The organism is Acidovorax facilis (assembly GCF_023913775.1).
GTDB classification, from domain to species: domain Bacteria; phylum Pseudomonadota; class Gammaproteobacteria; order Burkholderiales; family Burkholderiaceae_C; genus Acidovorax; species Acidovorax facilis.
In genome coordinates this window covers 84,884-101,900 of record NZ_JAMXAX010000001.1, presented here as the reverse complement: position 1 = coordinate 101,900, position 17,017 = coordinate 84,884, and the positions used below count along the sequence as shown (strand labels likewise).

The following is a 17,017-nucleotide window of genomic DNA, read 5'->3' as shown; positions in this document are numbered from 1 at the left end:
AGCATGGCAACCGCTGCATCACGGGATATCAAGGATTTTGTTTTTGAATGGGAAGGCAAAGATCGCCACGGCAAGATAGTGCGGGGCGAGGTGCGTGCGTCTGGCGAGAACCAGGTGCAAGCCACGCTCCGCCGCCAGGGCGTTTTTCCCACAAAGATCAAGAAACGTCGGATGCGCTCTGGCAAGAAGATAAAGCCCAAAGACATCGCTTTGTTCACGCGTCAGCTTGCCACAATGATGAAAGCAGGCGTTCCGCTTCTGCAATCGTTTGATATTGTGGGACGAGGGAATACCAATGCAAGTGTTACCAAGCTACTCAACGACATCCGCTCCGATGTTGAAACGGGGACTTCCCTGAATGGTGCATTCCGCAAGCATCCCATGTATTTCGATAGTCTCTACTGCAATCTTGTGGAGGCAGGCGAAGCGGCCGGTATTTTGGAGGCCCTGTTGGACCGTTTAGCCACCTACATGGAAAAAACGGAAGCCATCAAATCAAAAATCAAATCTGCTTTGATGTATCCCATTTCCGTGGTAATCGTTGCTTTTGTGGTTGTTACAGTCATCATGATTTTTGTAATCCCTGCATTTAAGGAGGTTTTTACATCGTTTGGCGCCGATTTGCCTGCTCCTACACTTTTCGTGATGGGTATTAGCGAAATCTTTGTAAAGTGGTGGTGGTTGATCTTCGGTGTGATTGGTGGGGGATTTTTCTTTTTTATGCAGGCGTGGAAAAGAAATGAAAAGATGCAGATGTTCATGGACCGTGTGCTATTGAAGATTCCGATTTTTGGGGCTTTGATCGATAAATCCTGCGTTGCGCGCTGGACACGTACTCTGTCCACGATGTTTGCTGCAGGGGTGCCACTGGTTGAAGCTCTGGACTCCGTCGGTGGTGCTTCGGGCAATTCGGTGTATTCCATGGCAACCGAAAAAATCCAGCAGGAAGTCTCTACCGGTACCAGCCTGACCGCAGCCATGGGCAACGCTAATATTTTTCCCTCCATGGTCCTTCAGATGTGCGCCATCGGGGAAGAATCAGGTTCCATTGACCACATGTTGGGCAAGGCTGCGGATTTCTATGAGGCAGAAGTGGACGAAATGGTGGCGGGCTTGTCCAGTCTGATGGAGCCCATCATCATTGTGTTCCTGGGTACGTTGATTGGCGGCATTGTCGTCTCCATGTACCTCCCAATCTTCAAACTCGGCCAAGTTGTGTAATGGAGATGCCCGTTTGGTGGAATGCAAGTTTGGGCGGGGTAATGGGACTTCTGATCGGTAGCTTCCTCAATGTGGTCATCTATCGGCTTCCCAAAATCATGGAACGCCAGTGGGTTGAGGAAATCCGGGCAGCGCAGGCGCAGAGCGCGCAAGGAGATCCCGGTGCCGCACCTCCTGAACAGGAGCGGTTCAACCTCATGGTTCCCCGTTCCCGCTGCCCCTCGTGTGGGCACATGGTCCAGTGGTACGAGAACATCCCTGTTTTGAGCTACCTTTTTCTGCGCGGGCGCTGCTCCGCGTGCAAGGCGCGGATCTCGGTACGCTATCCCTTGATCGAGATTGCGACGGGGGCCCTTTTCTTCCTGTGCATCCAGCGCTGGGGGATGACGCCCACGGGGCTCGTCTGGTGCGGGTTCTCGGCAGCCTTGGTCGCCTTGGCGTTCATCGACTGGGACACGACGCTGCTCCCGGACGACATCACTTTGCCGTTGCTGTGGGCTGGCCTGCTCGCTTCCGCGCTGCAGTGGATTGATGTGCCTTTGTATGCCTCCGTGCTCGGCGCGGCAGCGGGGTATCTTTCGCTCTGGCTGGTTTACTGGGGATTCAAGCTCGCCACGGGCAAGGAAGGCATGGGCTATGGAGATTTCAAGCTGTTTGCCGCACTGGGTGCTTGGTTCGGCTGGCAGGCACTGATCCCCATCATCCTGATGTCCTCAGTCATCGGTGCCGTCATCGGTATCGGGATGAAAGTCTTCAGCAGCCTGCGTGAAGGCGGCTACATCCCTTTCGGCCCCTTCCTGGTCGGCGCTGGTTTTACCGCTATGGTGTTTGGCCCCAACGCAATCCTTAACGCTGTCTTGAACCTTCTGGGCCTATAAACGATGAATCCGCGCAGGCGCCCCTTGCGCCTTGGCTTGACCGGGGGCATTGGCAGCGGAAAGAGCACGGTGGGCAGCATGTTCGCCGCGCTGGGAGGCAGCCTGATCGATGCAGACCAGCTGGCTCGCGACGTGACAGGCCCGCAAGGAGCGGCCATGGACGCAATCAGAGCCACTTTCGGGGCAGACTTCGTGGATGCCTCCGGCGCACTGGACCGTGCGCGAATGCGGGCTCTGGTCTTCAGCCACCCCGAGGCACGCGCCCAGCTCGAAGGGATCGTGCACCCTCTGGTTACCCTGCATAGCAACGCGATGGCCCAGCAGGCTGCGGACCAAGGCCATGCCCTGATCGTGTTTGACATCCCGTTGCTGGCGGAGTCCGGCCGGTGGGCCCGCAGGCTCGATGCTGTCGTGGTGGTGGATTGCTCTGCAGAAACGCAGATCAAGCGGGTCATGCAACGCAGCGGCCTGGCGCGAGAGGTGGTGCAAGGCATCATCGCCTCGCAGGCAAGCCGCACGGCGCGCCGCGCCGTGGCAGATGCCGTGATTGCCAACGACAGGGATTGCTCGCTAGAGGACCTGCGCCTCCAGACCCGGCAAGTGGCCACGCTGTTCGGGCTATGATGCGAACGAAACCGTTTGTGCTTTCACCCCATGCCGTGCGCCACCGGCGTCAGAATACTCCCTGAGCCCCCAGGAACCCGCCAGCGTGATCCTTTACGAATATCCCTTTAACGAGCGTCTCAGAACCTATCTGCGGCTTGAGCAGTTGTTCCGCCGATTGGGAGAACTGATTCCCCGTTCCCACGCGCTCGACCACCACTTTGCGCTGGTCACCATCTTCGAAATCATGGATGTGGCGGCACGGGCCGACCTCAAGTCGGATGTGCTCAAGGACATCGAGAAGCACAAGCACCAGCTCGATAGCTACCGTGGCAATCCCTCGATCTCCGAAGCGGCCCTTGACGCAGTCATTGCCCAGCTCGACCGTTGTTTCACAGCTCTCAACACCCAATCAGGCAAGTCCGGACACCTGCTCACCGAAAACGACTGGCTGATGAGCATCCGCAGCCGGGTGGGCATTCCCGGTGGCACCTGCGGGTTCGATTTGCCTGCGTATTACGCGTGGCAGCACCATGAACCGGGTGTGCGCCAGCAGGCCCTTGAAGAGTGGGCATCGACCCTGGCCCCGCTGGCCGAATCCATCTATGTGTTGCTCAAGCTGCTGCGCGACTCTGGCGTTCCCCAGAAGGTGGCAGCAGAGCGCGGTCAATTTCAGCAGAACCTGCCGCAGGGCCGCACATTCCAGTTGCTGCGTCTGCGCATTGACCCGGCCCTGAACCTGATTCCCGAGATCAGTGGCAACCGCCTGATCGTCTCGGTGCGGCTCATGCGCCTGGAAAGTGATGGGCGCCTGCATGCAAGCAATGAAGATGCGGCCTTCGAGCTGACCCTGTGCGCGTAAGCTGCGGCGCCAGATAGGCAGCAGGCAAGGACATTGAGAACGACGACGAGCATGGCCAACTCTACGCACACCCAACCACGAGCACGCATCGTCACCTGCCCCAGTTGTGGCGGTGACAGTGTCTACAGCCCCGCCAACGTGTACCGCCCATTCTGCAGCGAGCGGTGCAAGCAGATCGACCTCGGCGCCTGGGCCAGCGAGGATTTCCGCATGCCTGCAGAGGCTCCTCCCGCCGACGAACCTTATGGCGATCCTCGCCTGCAGCACTGACCTCGACTGGGAATTGCCCAGGATTTCAAACAAATTGGGCTCTAGCGCTTACCAGTGAGGCTCTAGCAGCTGCCAATTCAGTAGCAAACGAAAGTCATTCCGGCGAATATTCCAGGCCACGCTCTTCAGCGAGCCACTGCAGCACCGGGTAGGCACCGGGCAGCACCGGTGACACCGTCAGTGGCATCTGCTGCCACTCCATGGTCTGCCCTTCGCGCATTTCGAACTCGCCCGACCATTCCCAGACCTTGCACCAGTGCAAGCGCACCAGGGCATGTGGGTAGTCGTGTTCCGTGACTTTCCAGACACTGGCAGCGCCGATGGTCACGCCCAGCTCTTCCAACAGCTCGCGGCGCAGCGCCTGTTCCACGGTCTCACCCGCTTCGAGCTTGCCGCCCGGAAACTCCCAATACCCGGCATAAGGCTTTCCCGGCGGGCGTGTGCAGAGCAACATCGCGCCATCGGCCCGCAAGAGGATACCGACAGCCACCTCGGTGTGCTTGCGCGCCGTGGTCGCGGCCGGTGTTGCAGGCGCAGCAGCGGATCCGGCAACAGAATCAACCATCGTGGCGCCCCGCATAGTCACGCGCAAACTGGTAGGCCACGCGGCCACTGCGCGAGCCGCGCTCCAGCGCCCAGACCAGCGCCTCGGGCCGGGCCACTGCAATCGCGGCGGCAGAGACCCCGAAGGAGGCCAGCCACTGGGCGACGATGGTCAGGTACTCCTCCTGGCTGAAGGGGTAGAAGCTCACCCACAGGCCAAACCGCTCTGACAGCGAAATCTTCTCCTCCACCACTTCACCGGGGTGCACTTCGCCATCAGCGGTGTGGGTGTACGTGAGGTTTTCAGCCATGTATTCGGGCAACAGGTGGCGCCGGTTGCTGGTGGCGTAGATCAGCACATTGGGCGTGGCGGCGGCCACCGATCCATCCAGGATCGACTTGAGCGCCTTGTAGCCGGGCTCGCCATCTTCAAAGCTCAGGTCATCGCAAAAGATGATGAATTTCTCCGGCCGGTCGGCCACCACATCCACGATATCCGGCAGGTCGACCAGGTCCGCCTTGTCCACCTCGATCAGGCGCAGGCCCTGCCCCGCGTACGCATTCAGGCAGGCCTTGATGAGCGATGACTTGCCGGTTCCACGCGCACCGGTCAGCAGCACGTTGTTGGCGGGCTTGCCCAACACAAACTGCTCGGTATTGCGCTGAATCTTTTCCTTTTGCCCGTCGATCTCTTTGAGATCCGCCAAATGCATCGCGGCCACATGGCGCACGGGCTCCAGGGTGCCGTGGCCACTGCTGCGCTTGCGGTAACGCCAGGCGATGGACAAAGACCAGTCCGGCGCTCCCAGGGGCTGGGGCAGCACAGACTCGATGCGGGCGATCAGCTGCTCGGCCCGCTCGATCAGATGTTCAAATTTTTGATTCATTTCGGGCCTAGCGCTTATCTATCAGCGCCAAAAGCTATCAAAATAGGAGCGTTTTTTACGAACGATAGTCCGCATTGATCGTGACGTACTCGTGGCTGAAATCGCAGGTCCACACCGTGTCGGAAGCCTCGCCCCGGCCCAGCAGCACACGCACCGTGATCTCGCTTTGCTTCATCACACGCTGGCCGTCTTCCTCGCGGTAGGCGGGGTTGCGTCCGCCCTGAATGGCCACGTGTACGTCGTCCAGGTACAGATCAATACCGGTCTGGTCGAGGTCGTCAATGCCCGCGTAGCCCACGGCCGCGAGGATGCGGCCCAGGTTTGGGTCGCTGGCATAGAACGCGGTTTTTACCAACGGCGAATGGGCGATGGCGTACGCCACCTTGCGGCACTCTTCGCCGGTCTTGCCACCTTCTACCTGCACGGTGATGAACTTGGTAGCGCCTTCGCCGTCGCGCACAATGGCCTGGGCGAGCTTTTGCGATACCGCCAGCATGGCGGCCTTGAGGGCCTGGCCCTCGGCGCTTGCCAGAGAAGTGATGGGCGCATGCGCGGCCTTGTTGGTCGCCACCACCACAAATGAATCGTTGGTGGAGGTGTCGCCATCGATGGTGACGCGGTTGAACGAGCCGTCGGCCAGTTCGCGAGCCAGCTGCTGCATGACGGCAGGGGCCACGCAAGCGTCCGTGGCCATGAAGCCGAGCATGGTGGCCATGTTGGGCCGGATCATGCCCGCGCCCTTGCTGATGCCGGTGATGGACACGGTGGCACCACCAATCGGCACTTGGGCAGAAAAGGCCTTGGGCAAGGTGTCCGTGGTCATGATGCCTTCTGCAGCGCGCGCCCAGTGGCCCGGCTGCGCGTCGGCAATGGCGGCGGGCAGGCCTGCCTCGATGCGGTCATTGGGCAGCGGCTCCATGATCACACCGGTGGAAAACGGCAGAATCTGCTCGGGCGCTACGCTGAGCTGGCGCGCGAGGGCAACGCAGGTGGCGCGCGCACGCGCCAGGCCATCAGCGCCCGTGCCAGCGTTGGCATTGCCGGTGTTGATCAGCATGGCGCGGATGGGCTGCCCGCTGGCAAGGTGGTCGCGGCTGATCTGCACCGGCGCCGCACAAAAACGGTTCTGCGTGAACACGCCCGCCACGCTGGCGCCCGCATCCAGCAGGAACACGGTGAGATCCTTGCGGTTGGCTTTGCGCACACCGGCTTCGGCAACGCCAATGCGCACTCCAGCAATCGGGTGCAGATCAGCGGCAACGGGGGCAACGAGATTGACGGGCATGGGGGTCCTTCTGAAAAACTGCGGCCGATTATCCGGAAAACCGTGGCACGCCAATGAAAACACGGGCCGAAGCCCGTGTTGTGTGGATCAGGAAATCAGGCGAGCTTGCCGTGGCACTGCTTGTACTTCTTGCCGCTGCCACAAGGGCAAGGATCGTTGCGGCCCACACGCATGCCCTCCGGCAGCGCCAAGTCCTGCGCCTGCACATCCACCGTGGTTTCGACCTCGCCCGTTTCGGTCGGCGCGGTATAGGTCACGTTGGCAATGCTTTCGCCACGGTTTTCCATCTCTTGCGCCGCCTGGTCCAGCTGCTCCTGCGATTGCACCTGCACGGTCATGAGAATCTTGGTGACTTCGTTCTTGACCTGGTCGATCAGCTGGCGGAACAGCTCGAAGGCCTCGCGCTTGTATTCCTGCTTGGGTTGCTTCTGCGCATAGCCACGCAGGTGAATGCCCTGGCGCAGATAGTCCAGTGCGGAGAGGTGGTCGCGCCAGTTGGAGTCGAAGCTCTGCAGCAGCACCATGCGCTCGAACTGCGTGAAGTTCTCGCGCCCAACCTGCGCCACCTTGGCGTCAAACGAGGCATGGGCAGCGGCCAGCACCTTCTCCAGGATTTCATCGTCGGTGATGGCGCTGGCGCCCTGCACCACCTGCTGCAAGGCAATCGACACCTGCCATTCTTCAGCCAGCACCTTTTCCAGCGCGGCGAGGTCCCACTGCTCTTCCACCGATTCGGCGGGCACATACTGGCGCACCAGATCGGTCATGCAGTCTTCGCGCATGGCAGCGATCACGTCCGACAGGTCGGCAGCATCCAGAATGTCGTTGCGCTGCTGATAGATCACCTTGCGCTGGTCGTTGGATACATCGTCGTATTCCAGCAGCTGTTTGCGGATGTCGAAGTTGCGGGCTTCCACCTTGCGCTGGGCCGACTCGATGCTGCGCGTCACGATGCCGGCTTCGATGGCTTCGCCATCGGGCATCTTCAGGCGGTCCATGATGGCCTTGACGCGGTCGCCCGCGAAGATGCGCATCAGGGAATCGTCCAGGCTCAGGTAGAAACGCGACGAGCCGGGGTCGCCCTGACGGCCCGAGCGGCCGCGCAGCTGGTTGTCGATGCGGCGGGACTCATGGCGTTCGGTCGCAATGATGCGCAAGCCACCCAGTTCCTTGACCTTCTCGTGATCGATCTTCCACTGCTCGCGCAACGCCGCCACCTTGGCAGCGCGCTCCGCTTCGGGCAGGGACTCGTCGGCCTCGATGGCCGCCACATCCTTTTCAATGTTGCCGCCCAACACGATGTCGGTACCGCGACCGGCCATGTTGGTCGCGATGGTGATCATGCCCGCACGGCCTGCCTGGGCCACGATGTCCGCCTCCCGTGCATGCTGCTTGGCGTTCAGCACCTGGTGCGGCAGGCCTTCCTTGTTCAGGAGCTGGTCGATGATTTCAGAGTTCTCGATCGACGTGGTGCCCACCAGAACGGGCTGGCCGCGCTCGTGGCATTCACGGATGTCCTTGATGGCGGCTTCGTACTTCTCGCGCGTGGTCTTGTAAACGCGGTCCAGCTGGTCGTCGCGGCGGCTGGGGCGGTTCGGCGGGATGACCACGGTTTCCAGGCCGTAGATTTCCTGGAACTCGTAGGCTTCCGTATCGGCCGTACCGGTCATGCCGGCGAGTTTGTTGTACAGGCGGAAGTAGTTCTGGAACGTGATCGAGGCCAGCGTCTGGTTCTCGGCCTGGATGTTCACGCCTTCCTTGGCTTCCACGGCCTGGTGCAGGCCTTCGCTCCAGCGGCGGCCCGACATCAGGCGGCCGGTGAACTCGTCCACGATCACGATTTCGCCGTTTTGCACCACGTAGTGCTGGTCGCGGTGGTAGAGGTGGTTGGCACGCAGCGCGGCATACAGGTGGTGCATCAGCGTGATGTTGGCCGGGTCGTACACCGAGGCCCCCTCGGCAATCAGGCCCTGGCTGGCCAGGATGCGCTCAGCGCTCTCGTGGCCCTGTTCTGTCAGGAACACCTGGTGCGTCTTCTCGTCCAGCGTGAAGTCGCCAGGCTTGGTCACGCCTTCACCCGTGCGCGGGTCGGCTTCGCCTTCCTGGCGCACCAGCAGGGGCACCACCTTGTTCATGGCGATGTACATCGCCGTATGGTCTTCGGCCTGGCCGCTGATGATCAGCGGTGTGCGGGCTTCGTCGATCAGGATCGAGTCCACCTCATCGACGATGGCGAAGTTCAGGCCTTGCTGCACGCGGTCCTGCGCTTCGTAGACCATGTTGTCGCGCAGGTAGTCAAAGCCGTATTCGTTGTTGGTACCGTAAGTGATATCAGCTCGGTAGGCTTCCTGCTTTTGCTCGCGCGGCATGTTGGGCAGGTTGATGCCCACCGTGAGGCCCAGGAAGTTGTACAGGCGCCCCATCCACTGCGCATCGCGGTTGGCGAGGTAGTCGTTCACGGTCACCACATGCACACCCTTGCCCGACAGGGCATTGAGGTACACGGGCAAGGTGGCAGTGAGGGTCTTGCCCTCACCCGTCCGCATTTCGGAGATTTTGCCAAAATGCAATGCCATGCCACCCAGCAGCTGCACATCAAAGTGCCGCATCTTCATGATGCGCTTGGAGCCCTCGCGCACCACGGCAAAGGCTTCGGGCAGGATGTCATCCAGCGATTCGCCCTTGGCCACACGCTCCTTGAACTCCTGCGTCTTGGCCTTGAGCTGCTCGTCCGACAGCTTCTCGTAGTCGGGCTCCATCGCATTGATGCGGGTCACCGTCTTGCGGTACTGCTTGAGGAGCCGGTCATTGCGGCTGCCGAATAGTTTGGTGAGGAAGTTGGTGGCCATGCGAACAGGACCGCCTGCCCCGCTGCAAGCAGCGCGTCAAGCGACCGAAATCCCTAAGATGAATTGAGTTCAGGTGGGTCCATCACCAAGGATTGCAAGCACTGCAATCCCGGGCCATGAACACCGGACCCGCGATTTTACCTGCCCGCTGCAGGTATGGCCGGCTGGCCGGGCGATGCGTGCGGCTGGATCGCCGCAACCTGCGCGCCCGCAGCCGTGCCACCAGCGCTGAGAAACTTCTGTGGGTCCTGGAAAACCCCTTGCACCAGCACCTCAAAGTGAAGGTGGGGACCGGTGGAACGCCCTGTGGTTCCCACTTCGGCAATCTTCTGGCCACGGCGTACGATGTCGCCCTGCTTGACCAAGGTGCGCGATGCGTGGGCGTAGCGCGTGACCAGCTGGTTGCCGTGGTCCACCTCGATCATGTTGCCGTAAGCCGGATGGTATTCCTGCGTCACGACTACACCCCCCGCAGCTGCCAGGATCGGTGTTCCGGTATCTGCCTGAAAATCCAGGCCCGTGTGCAAGGCCGACTGGCCGGTGATTGGGTCTACGCGCCAGCCAAACGCCGAGCCCGGCACCCGTCCGGTGACAGGCGCATGGGTAGGAATCATCTTCTTGCGGATGTGCTGGTCAAAAAGGCGCGATTCGAGCACGGTCATCAAATCCACACGCTGGTTGGTCAGGCGCTCCAGCTCGTCAAGGGTGGATTGCAGTTCCTCCATGGAGAGATTGCGTGCACTGACCAACACCCCTCCACGCCCATCGGACTTCTGGACATCGGCCGGCGCCATGCCTGCAAGGCCCAGCACGCGGTCGCCCAAGGATTCCAGCTGCACCATGCGGGCCTGCATCTCGCCAACGCGGCGGGCCATGGCATCCAGATTGGCACGCATGAAACGGTCCCGCTCTGCAAACTCGTCCTTGACGACCAGCCGTACCAATGACCCCACAATGGGCCAGCCTTCACGCGCGCCCTTGAGAAACACCCAGTGGTACAGCGTCACAGCCACCAGCATGAGGCACAGCGACAGCAAGAGCCCTGCCAGGATCAGGCGGGTGCCCGACAAGTGAATGGCCCGGCTGCGCGCCAGCCTGGCGTCCGTGATAATCAGATGCACTACGAATTCTCCACGCCCGAAGACGCACACCATGAACCGCCGCCACTACGCCGTCACCCTGCAGCAAGCCAGCGAGGACTCTCCCACGCTGGCCAAGCTCACAGCGCTGACACGCGACTCCAGTGATCGGCTCAAGGCCATTGAAATGCTGATTCCTGCGGCGCTGCGCCCAGCGATCCAGGCCGGCCCCATTGATGGAGACTCCTGGTGCCTGCTGGTCAAAAGCAATGCCGCCGCGGCAAAAATACGCCAACTGCTGCCTGCTTTGCAGGCGCATTTGCGCAGCCGGGGGTGGGAGGTTAACGCGATTCGCCTGAAAGTTCAAACCTGACGGTCAACGCCAGGATCAGGGAATGCGGTGAGGAACAGGAGAAAACTGGTGCCGGTTGTCGGAATCGAACTGACGACCTACCGCTTACAAGGCGGGTGCTCTACCAACTGAGCTAAACCGGCGAAGGCTGCATTTTATCGTGGAAAAAGCAGCCTCAAAAAAACAAGGGGCGGTTATTTCACCCGCTTGAGCGATGGCCGAGCACCACCCGCAGCCGGAGGTGGTCGCGGTGCGTCACCCCCTTCGTCGCCATCTTTCCTGCCGTCATCCGCAGACACCAACTGCACCACGCGGTCCTCGGAAGTTTGCGCTCCACTTGCAGCAGTAGCATCTTCGGAAGACACCGCTTCTGCCAGCATGGGCGCGATGGCCCCGGCAGCAGCCGCACCACCAGCCAGCACATCCACCGGGGGCGGAAACGCCATACCCTGCCCGTTTTCACGGGCATAGATGGCGATCACCCGCCCCACCGGCACGAGGATCTCACGCGGCTTGCCGCCAAACCGGGCCTTGAACTCGATGAAATCGTTGCCCAGTTGCAAGGCGCTTGTCGCATCAAAACTGATGTTCAGGACGATCTCACCATCCTTCACGTATTCACGAGGCACCTGCACCGAGTCATCGACACGCACCGCCACATACGGCGTCAGCCCGTTGTCGGTGCACCACTCGTACAAGGCACGAATGAGGTACGGGCGTGTGGACGTAGATTCCTGTGCGGTCATGAAGGTGAAAGGCAACTGCTGTGAATAGGGAACGGGGCAGGCCGCAAGTTACTTGCGCATGACCTTCTCGGATGGGGTCAACGCCTCGATGTACGCAGGGCGCGAGAAGATGCGTTCTGCATACTTGAGCAGCGGAGCTGCATTCTTGCTGAGGTCGATGCCATAGTAGTCGAGGCGCCACAGCAGCGGGGCAATGGCCACGTCGAGCATGGAGAAGTTGTCGCCCAGCATGTACTTGTTCTTGAGGAACACAGGAGCCAGCTGCGTCAGGCGGTCACGGATGTGCGCACGCGCCTTTTCCAGCGCCTTTTCGTTGCCCTTGGTCGCGCGCGACTCCAGGATGTTCACGTGCACGAACAACTCCTTCTCGAAGTTGAGCAGGAACAGGCGCACACGGGCGCGGTCTACGGGGTCGCCGGGCATCAGCTGGGGATGGGGGAAGCGCTCGTCGATGTACTCGTTGATGATGTTCGACTCGTACAGGATCAGATCGCGCTCGACCAGAATGGGAACCTGGCCGTAGGGGTTCATCACGCTGATGTCTTCGGGCTTGTTGTACAGGTCCACATCGCGGATTTCAAAGTCCATGCCCTTTTCGAACAAGACAAAACGGCAGCGGTGGGAGAAGGGACAGGTCGTACCCGAGTAAAGCACCATCATGGTGGGAGGCTCCTAAAAATCAAAAGAGTGGGACGCCAAAAGCGCCCACTCTGCAAAAAAACCAAGGCACCCCGAAGGGTGCTTTCAATGGATATGACTGCTGCGCGCGTTACTTCACATCTTTCCAGAAGGCTGCGTTGAGCCTCCAGGCAATCACCGTGAACACACCCAGGAAAATCAGCACCCAGACACCCACTCGCTTGCGGGTGTTTTGCGCGGGTTCTGCCATCCACTGCATGTAGTTCACCAGGTCACCCACAGTCTGGTCGTACTGCAGTGGGGTCATCAGACCAGGCCTGACCTGCTCCCAACCCTTGAAAACCTGGGTCTTGTGGCCATGGCTTTCGTGCTCTTCAAACACTGGGCGGCGATCACCCTGCAGCTCCCACAACACGTGGGGCATGCCCACGTTGGGGAACACGAGATTGTTCCAGCCGGTCGGCTTGGTTTCGTCGCGGTAGTAAGTACGCAGGTAGGTGTACAGGTAATCCGCACCCGAACCACCGGCGCCAGCACGCGAACGGGCGATCACGGTCAGATCGGGGGGATTGGCACCAAACCAGGCCTTGGCCTGCTTGGGATCAATCGCCGCCTTCATGGTTTCGCCGACCTTGTCCGTAGTGAACAGCAGGTTGTCCTTGACCTGCTGATCGGTCAAACCGATGTCTTTCAGGCGATTGAACCGCATGAACGCTGCGGAGTGGCAATTCAGGCAATAGTTGACGAAAACCTTGGCGCCATTTTGCAGCGAGGCCAGATCGTTCGTCTTGACGGGGGCCTTGTCCAGCGGAATGCCACCGCCCGCAGCCAGTGCAGAGCCAGCAGCCAGACCCAGGGCGGCCACCAACGTGAGGATGATTTTCTTCATTGTTGTTATCTCCTGGGGCTCAGTGCGCCACAAAGGTCACGCGGTCGGGCACGGCCTTGGCCTCGCCAATACGGCTCCACCAGGGCATCAGCAGGAAGAACCCAAAGTAGAACAGCGTACCCACCTGCGACACACGTTCGCCAATGGGCGAAGGGGGTTGCACACCCAGGTAGCCCAGGATCAGGAAGATGATCACGAACACGCCGTACAGGTACTTGTGCCAGTCGGGACGGTAGCGGATCGACTTCACCGGGCTGTGGTCCAGCCAGGGCAGGAAGAACAGGATGATCACGGCACCCCCCATCACCACCACACCCCAGAACTTGGCATCGATCGACAGCATCAGCACCGCCGCCACGACGGCAGCACCAGCGATGCCGACCTTGATGAAGCTGGGCAACTTGGCCTTGAACACACCAAAGGCAGCACCCGCCAGCACACACAGCACCAGAACGTACATCATCTCGGTCGTGATGGCACGCAGCATCGAGTAGAACGGTGTGAAGTACCAGACCGGCGCGATGTGCAACGGCGTCACCAGCGGATCGGCCGGGATGAAGTTGTTGTACTCCAGGAAGTAGCCACCAAACTCAGGCGCAAAGAACACCACGGCCGTGAACGCCATCAGGAACATGCTCAGCGCGAAGATGTCGTGCACCGTGTAGTAGGGATGGAAAGGCACGCCATCGAGCGGCTTGCCATTGGCATCCTTGGGCGCCTTGGGGCCCTTGATTTCCACGCCATCGGGATTGTTGGAACCCACGTCGTGCAACGCCAGCAAGTGGGCCACCACCAAGCCGAGCAGCACCAGCGGGACAGCGATCACATGGAAGCTGAAGAAGCGGTTCAGCGTGGCATCGCCCACCACGAAGTCGCCACGGATCAGCAAGGCCAGATCAGGACCGATGAAGGGAATGGCAGCGAACAGGTTCACGATCACCTGGGCGCCCCAGTACGACATCTGGCCCCAGGGCAGCAGATAGCCCATGAAGGCCTCGGCCATCAGGCACAGGAAGATGGCGCAGCCGAAGATCCAGACCAGTTCGCGCGGCTTGCGGTAGCTGCCGTAGATAAGGCCACGGAACATGTGCAGGTACACCACCACAAAGAACGCTGAGGCGCCTGTGGAGTGCATGTAGCGGATCAGCCAGCCCCAGGGCACATCGCGCATGATGTACTCGACCGAAGCAAACGCTAGGCTGGCGTCGGGCTTGTAGTGCATGACCAGGAAGATGCCGGTCACGATCTGGATCACCAGCACAACGAGGGCCAGCGAGCCGAAGATGTACCAGAAGTTGAAGTTCTTCGGAGCGTAGTACTCCGACATGTGCACCTTGTAGGCGTCAAAAGCGGTCGGGAAGCGGTTCTCGAACCAGTTCGTGACCTTGGCGCCTGCCGAGGCGTTGGGGGAGATTTCCTTGAATTCAGCCATGTCGATTTACCTCAGGCCTTCTTGTCTTCGCCGATCAACAGCAGCGTGTCGGACAGGTACATGTGCGGCGGCACTTCCAGGTTGTCAGGCGCCGGCTTGTTTTTGAAGACCCGGCCAGCCACGTCGAACGTGGAGCCGTGGCAGGCGCACAGGAAGCCACCGTGCCAGTCGTCTGGCAGCGAGGGCTGTGGGCCGGTCTGGAACTTGTCTCCGGGCGAGCAACCCAGGTGGGTGCAGATGCCCACGCCCACAAACACTTCCGGCTTGATCGAACGGTGCTGGTTCTTGGCGTACTCGGGGGTGGGGTACGTCTTGCGATCCGACTTGGGATCGGCCAGCTGCGATTCCGTCTGAGCGAGAGACTCCAGCTGCTGGGGAGTGCGCTTCAGGATCCACACAGGCTTGCCACGCCATTCAACGGTCAGCTTTTCGCCGGGCTGAAGGGCGGAGATGTCCACCTCTACAGCGGCACCGGCCGCTCTGGCTTTTTCCGAAGGCTGAAAACTACTGACGAAAGGCACTGCAACTGCCACTCCGCCAGCGGCACCGGCACATCCGGACGCAATCAGCCACGTCCTTTTACTGGTGTCGACTGGTGTGTCACTCATGGGGATCCTCGGTAAACATCGCTATTGTTGGGTCAACCGCGAATTGTAGCGGAGTGAAAATGGTTATTTCAAAGTGGGTGACTGTCTTGACAGGGCACCGCGCCGGGCAATACTCCGGCATCACCATTCAAACAAGGAGCACACCATGGGGATGATGCAGGAGTTCAGGGAGTTTGCGGTCAAGGGCAATGTGATCGACCTTGCCGTCGGCGTGATCATTGGAGGGGCGTTCGGCAAGATCGTGGATTCGGTCGTGTCCGACCTGATCATGCCGGTGGTGGGGCTGGTGTTCGGCAAACTCGACTTTTCCAACCTCTTCGTGGTGCTGGGGTCCGTGCCACCGGGCACGGCCATGACGCTCGATGCCCTCAAGAAGGCGGGCGTGCCGGTGTTTGCCTATGGAAACTTCCTGACCGTGGCCGTCAACTTCATCATTCTGGCGTTCATCATCTTCATGATGATCAAGCAGATCAACCGCCTCAAGCGCGAAGCCCCTGCGCCAGCCCCCGAAGCCCCAGCCGCGCCCGCCGAAGACATCGTCCTGTTGCGCGAGATCAGAGATAGCTTGAAAAAATAACGCCCCTTTGAGTCGCTACGCGCCTTCCCCCTGAAGGGGGACGCCGCCAGCGCGGCGGAGTGTCCCTTGCGCGGTGGCTGCTGGCTCGGGGCGCGCCAGTTTGAAGCCCCATCCCTCAACAATCCGCTATCGAATTGATAGTTTTTTGTTTTTGCGCCTAGCCACAGCGCCATGGGACTGTTTCATCCACAAAGGGTCCGCGCCATGCGCACGGCCTCGATGAGGCTTGCAGCATCGGCAATACCCTGCCCCGCTATGTCAAACGCGGTGCCGTGGTCGGGGCTGGTGCGCACCAGGGGCAAGCCCAGGGTCACGTTCACCCCCTTGTCCACCCCGAGGTACTTCACCGGGATAAGCCCCTGGTCGTGGTACATGGCAATGACCACGTCGAACTCTCCAGCGCGATGGGGCGTACTGCGCGCGCGCATGAACACCGTGTCAGGAGCGAAGGGCCCCCGTACATCCAGCCCCTGCGCGCGCGCAGCGGCGATGGCCGGCGCAATCACCTCGGCTTCCTCGTTACCAAACAGCCCGCCTTCGCCCGCGTGGGGATTGAGCCCTGCCACCGCGATGCGCGGCGCCCGCCCCAGGCTGCGCACCAGGGCAGCGTGCGTGATTTGCAACGTCTGCAGGACGTTGTCCGTGGTGACCGCCGCAATGGCATCGCGCAGCGACATGTGGATGCTGACCAGCACCGTGCGCAACTCGTCGCTGGCGAGCATCATGCGCACGGGCATTTGCGCCAGCGATACCCCCTGGTGCGCGGCGGCCTCGGCCTGCAGCAGCTCGGTGTGGCCCGGAAATGCCACGCCCGCTGCCGCCAAGGCCTCCTTGTGCAAGGGCCCCGTGACCAGCCCCGCCACCTCGCCCCGCAGCGCCGCGCGGGCGGCCCAGACCACGCTGTCTGCGGCGGCACGGCCAGCGGCGGCGCCAATGTGCCCCCAGGGCTGCGGGCCAGGAATGCCTGGCAACTGCAACACCGGAACACAGCGGGGCGGCACGTCCAGCACATCGGCGGGCGCAGCAATCTGTGCCACGGGTACCATGGGCACGCCGGGCCGCACGATGGCCTGGGCCGCACGCCGCAAGGTGGCGACATCGCCCACCACGAAGCAACCCACCAAATCGGCTGGCGCATCGCGAAAGGCCTTGGCCACGATTTCGGGGCCGATGCCGGCAGGATCACCCTGGGTAATGGCGAGAGGCTTCATGGAAGTTTGATTTCAGATAAAAAGTGACCCTAGCGCTTTATTGATAAGCGCAAATAGCTATTATTTTTATAGCGAAAAACCCAGGC

General features: G+C 60.8%; 18 protein-coding genes and 1 tRNA gene. 7 read left to right on the top strand and 12 right to left on the bottom strand.

Going from position 1 to position 17,017, the window contains the following annotated elements:
- The first annotated feature begins 3 nt into the window (after positions 1–3).
- The 5 genes from NFX52_RS00510 to NFX52_RS00490 all read left to right on the top strand — a co-directional run bounded on the left by NFX52_RS00510 (position 4) and on the right by NFX52_RS00490 (position 3,834).
- Entirely contained in the window at positions 4–1,221 is a 1,218-nt protein-coding gene (locus NFX52_RS00510) for a type II secretion system F family protein (protein ID WP_055399179.1), read from the top strand.
- The gene (locus tag NFX52_RS00505; protein ID WP_055399181.1) at positions 1,221–2,099 is read left to right on the top strand and encodes a prepilin peptidase; all 879 of its coding nucleotides are present in this window, start codon (positions 1,221–1,223) and stop codon (positions 2,097–2,099) included. The genes NFX52_RS00510 and NFX52_RS00505 overlap by 1 nt, the downstream gene beginning before the upstream one ends.
- Positions 2,100–2,102: 3 nt before the next feature.
- The gene (coaE, locus tag NFX52_RS00500; RefSeq protein ID WP_055399183.1) at positions 2,103–2,723 is read left to right on the top strand and encodes a dephospho-CoA kinase; all 621 of its coding nucleotides are present in this window, start codon (positions 2,103–2,105) and stop codon (positions 2,721–2,723) included.
- Between the two features lie 85 nt (positions 2,724–2,808).
- The gene (gene zapD, locus NFX52_RS00495; protein WP_055399185.1) at positions 2,809–3,564 is read left to right on the top strand and encodes a cell division protein ZapD; all 756 of its coding nucleotides are present in this window, start codon (positions 2,809–2,811) and stop codon (positions 3,562–3,564) included.
- A gap of 51 nt (positions 3,565–3,615) precedes the next feature.
- A complete protein-coding gene (locus NFX52_RS00490; protein ID WP_055399187.1) occupies positions 3,616–3,834 on the top strand; it encodes a DNA gyrase inhibitor YacG in 219 nt (72 codons plus the stop codon).
- Positions 3,835–3,928: 94 nt separating this feature from the next.
- Here NFX52_RS00490 and NFX52_RS00485 read toward each other — a convergent pair whose 3' ends face one another.
- From NFX52_RS00485 to NFX52_RS00465, 5 genes are all read right to left on the bottom strand, one after another.
- A complete protein-coding gene (locus tag NFX52_RS00485; protein WP_055399367.1) occupies positions 3,929–4,399 on the bottom strand; it encodes an NUDIX domain-containing protein in 471 nt (156 codons plus the stop codon).
- A complete protein-coding gene (locus tag NFX52_RS00480) occupies positions 4,392–5,264 on the bottom strand; it encodes an ATP-binding protein (protein ID WP_055399189.1) in 873 nt (290 codons plus the stop codon). Before NFX52_RS00480 ends, NFX52_RS00485 begins: the two co-directional genes overlap by 8 nt.
- Positions 5,265–5,319: 55 nt before the next feature.
- Positions 5,320–6,549, bottom strand: coding sequence for a bifunctional glutamate N-acetyltransferase/amino-acid acetyltransferase ArgJ (gene argJ, locus NFX52_RS00475; protein WP_055399191.1), 1,230 nt, complete (start codon positions 6,547–6,549; stop codon positions 5,320–5,322).
- A gap of 95 nt (positions 6,550–6,644) precedes the next feature.
- Positions 6,645–9,398: a preprotein translocase subunit SecA gene (gene secA / locus NFX52_RS00470; RefSeq protein ID WP_207401850.1), complete on the bottom strand. Its 2,754-nt coding sequence runs from the start codon at positions 9,396–9,398 to the stop codon at positions 6,645–6,647.
- A gap of 137 nt (positions 9,399–9,535) precedes the next feature.
- Positions 9,536–10,519: a M23 family metallopeptidase gene (locus tag NFX52_RS00465; RefSeq protein ID WP_238385645.1), complete on the bottom strand. Its 984-nt coding sequence runs from the start codon at positions 10,517–10,519 to the stop codon at positions 9,536–9,538.
- A gap of 31 nt (positions 10,520–10,550) precedes the next feature.
- Between NFX52_RS00465 and NFX52_RS00460 the strand changes: the two genes are divergently transcribed.
- The gene (locus NFX52_RS00460) at positions 10,551–10,850 is read left to right on the top strand and encodes a hypothetical protein (protein WP_055399197.1); all 300 of its coding nucleotides are present in this window, start codon (positions 10,551–10,553) and stop codon (positions 10,848–10,850) included.
- A 46-nt stretch (positions 10,851–10,896) separates the two neighbouring features.
- Here NFX52_RS00460 and NFX52_RS00455 read toward each other — a convergent pair.
- The 6 genes from NFX52_RS00455 to petA all read right to left on the bottom strand — a co-directional run bounded on the left by NFX52_RS00455 (position 10,897) and on the right by petA (position 15,143).
- Positions 10,897–10,972: transfer RNA gene (locus NFX52_RS00455), tRNA-Thr, on the bottom strand.
- 51 nt (positions 10,973–11,023) lie between these two features.
- The gene (locus NFX52_RS00450) at positions 11,024–11,575 is read right to left on the bottom strand and encodes a ClpXP protease specificity-enhancing factor (RefSeq protein ID WP_055399369.1); all 552 of its coding nucleotides are present in this window, start codon (positions 11,573–11,575) and stop codon (positions 11,024–11,026) included.
- A 48-nt stretch (positions 11,576–11,623) separates the two neighbouring features.
- Entirely contained in the window at positions 11,624–12,235 is a 612-nt protein-coding gene (locus NFX52_RS00445) for a glutathione S-transferase N-terminal domain-containing protein (protein WP_007854512.1), read from the bottom strand.
- 109 nt (positions 12,236–12,344) lie between these two features.
- Positions 12,345–13,103 carry a cytochrome c1 gene (locus NFX52_RS00440; protein ID WP_055399199.1) on the bottom strand — a complete coding sequence of 253 codons (759 nt, stop codon included), beginning with the start codon at positions 13,101–13,103 and terminating at the stop codon, positions 12,345–12,347.
- A 19-nt stretch (positions 13,104–13,122) separates the two neighbouring features.
- On the bottom strand, positions 13,123–14,535 hold the full coding sequence (locus tag NFX52_RS00435; RefSeq protein ID WP_055399201.1) for a cytochrome b: 1,413 nt from the start codon (positions 14,533–14,535) through the stop codon (positions 13,123–13,125).
- Positions 14,536–14,546: 11 nt separating this feature from the next.
- Positions 14,547–15,143, bottom strand: a complete 597-nt coding sequence (gene petA / locus NFX52_RS00430) for a ubiquinol-cytochrome c reductase iron-sulfur subunit (RefSeq protein WP_055399203.1) — start codon at positions 15,141–15,143, stop codon at positions 14,547–14,549.
- A 145-nt stretch (positions 15,144–15,288) separates the two neighbouring features.
- On the opposite strand from petA, the gene mscL reads away from it, so the two are divergent.
- On the top strand, positions 15,289–15,720 hold the full coding sequence (mscL, locus tag NFX52_RS00425) for a large conductance mechanosensitive channel protein MscL (protein ID WP_055399204.1): 432 nt from the start codon (positions 15,289–15,291) through the stop codon (positions 15,718–15,720).
- Positions 15,721–15,902: 182 nt separating this feature from the next.
- Here mscL and pdxA read toward each other — a convergent pair whose 3' ends face one another.
- A complete protein-coding gene (pdxA, locus tag NFX52_RS00420) occupies positions 15,903–16,931 on the bottom strand; it encodes a 4-hydroxythreonine-4-phosphate dehydrogenase PdxA (RefSeq protein WP_055399206.1) in 1,029 nt (342 codons plus the stop codon).
- Positions 16,932–17,017: the final 86 nt, after the last annotated feature.

Coding starts and splice junctions, on each gene's coding strand:
- NFX52_RS00460 (WP_055399197.1), top strand. CDS start 10,551: ATGAACCGCCGCCACTACGCCGTCACCCTGCAGCAAGCCAGCGAGGAC.
- mscL (WP_055399204.1), top strand. CDS start 15,289: ATGGGGATGATGCAGGAGTTCAGGGAGTTTGCGGTCAAGGGCAATGTG.
- NFX52_RS00450 (WP_055399369.1), bottom strand. CDS start 11,575: ATGACCGCACAGGAATCTACGTCCACACGCCCGTACCTCATTCGTGCC.
- secA (WP_207401850.1), bottom strand. CDS start 9,398: ATGGCCACCAACTTCCTCACCAAACTATTCGGCAGCCGCAATGACCGG.
- coaE (WP_055399183.1), top strand. CDS start 2,103: ATGAATCCGCGCAGGCGCCCCTTGCGCCTTGGCTTGACCGGGGGCATT.
- NFX52_RS00510 (WP_055399179.1), top strand. CDS start 4: ATGGCAACCGCTGCATCACGGGATATCAAGGATTTTGTTTTTGAATGG.
- pdxA (WP_055399206.1), bottom strand. CDS start 16,931: ATGAAGCCTCTCGCCATTACCCAGGGTGATCCTGCCGGCATCGGCCCC.
- NFX52_RS00440 (WP_055399199.1), bottom strand. CDS start 13,103: ATGAAGAAAATCATCCTCACGTTGGTGGCCGCCCTGGGTCTGGCTGCT.
- petA (WP_055399203.1), bottom strand. CDS start 15,143: ATGAGTGACACACCAGTCGACACCAGTAAAAGGACGTGGCTGATTGCG.
- NFX52_RS00490 (WP_055399187.1), top strand. CDS start 3,616: ATGGCCAACTCTACGCACACCCAACCACGAGCACGCATCGTCACCTGC.
- NFX52_RS00485 (WP_055399367.1), bottom strand. CDS start 4,399: ATGGTTGATTCTGTTGCCGGATCCGCTGCTGCGCCTGCAACACCGGCC.
- argJ (WP_055399191.1), bottom strand. CDS start 6,549: ATGCCCGTCAATCTCGTTGCCCCCGTTGCCGCTGATCTGCACCCGATT.
- NFX52_RS00435 (WP_055399201.1), bottom strand. CDS start 14,535: ATGGCTGAATTCAAGGAAATCTCCCCCAACGCCTCGGCAGGCGCCAAG.
- NFX52_RS00505 (WP_055399181.1), top strand. CDS start 1,221: ATGGAGATGCCCGTTTGGTGGAATGCAAGTTTGGGCGGGGTAATGGGA.
- NFX52_RS00445 (WP_007854512.1), bottom strand. CDS start 12,235: ATGATGGTGCTTTACTCGGGTACGACCTGTCCCTTCTCCCACCGCTGC.
- NFX52_RS00480 (WP_055399189.1), bottom strand. CDS start 5,264: ATGAATCAAAAATTTGAACATCTGATCGAGCGGGCCGAGCAGCTGATC.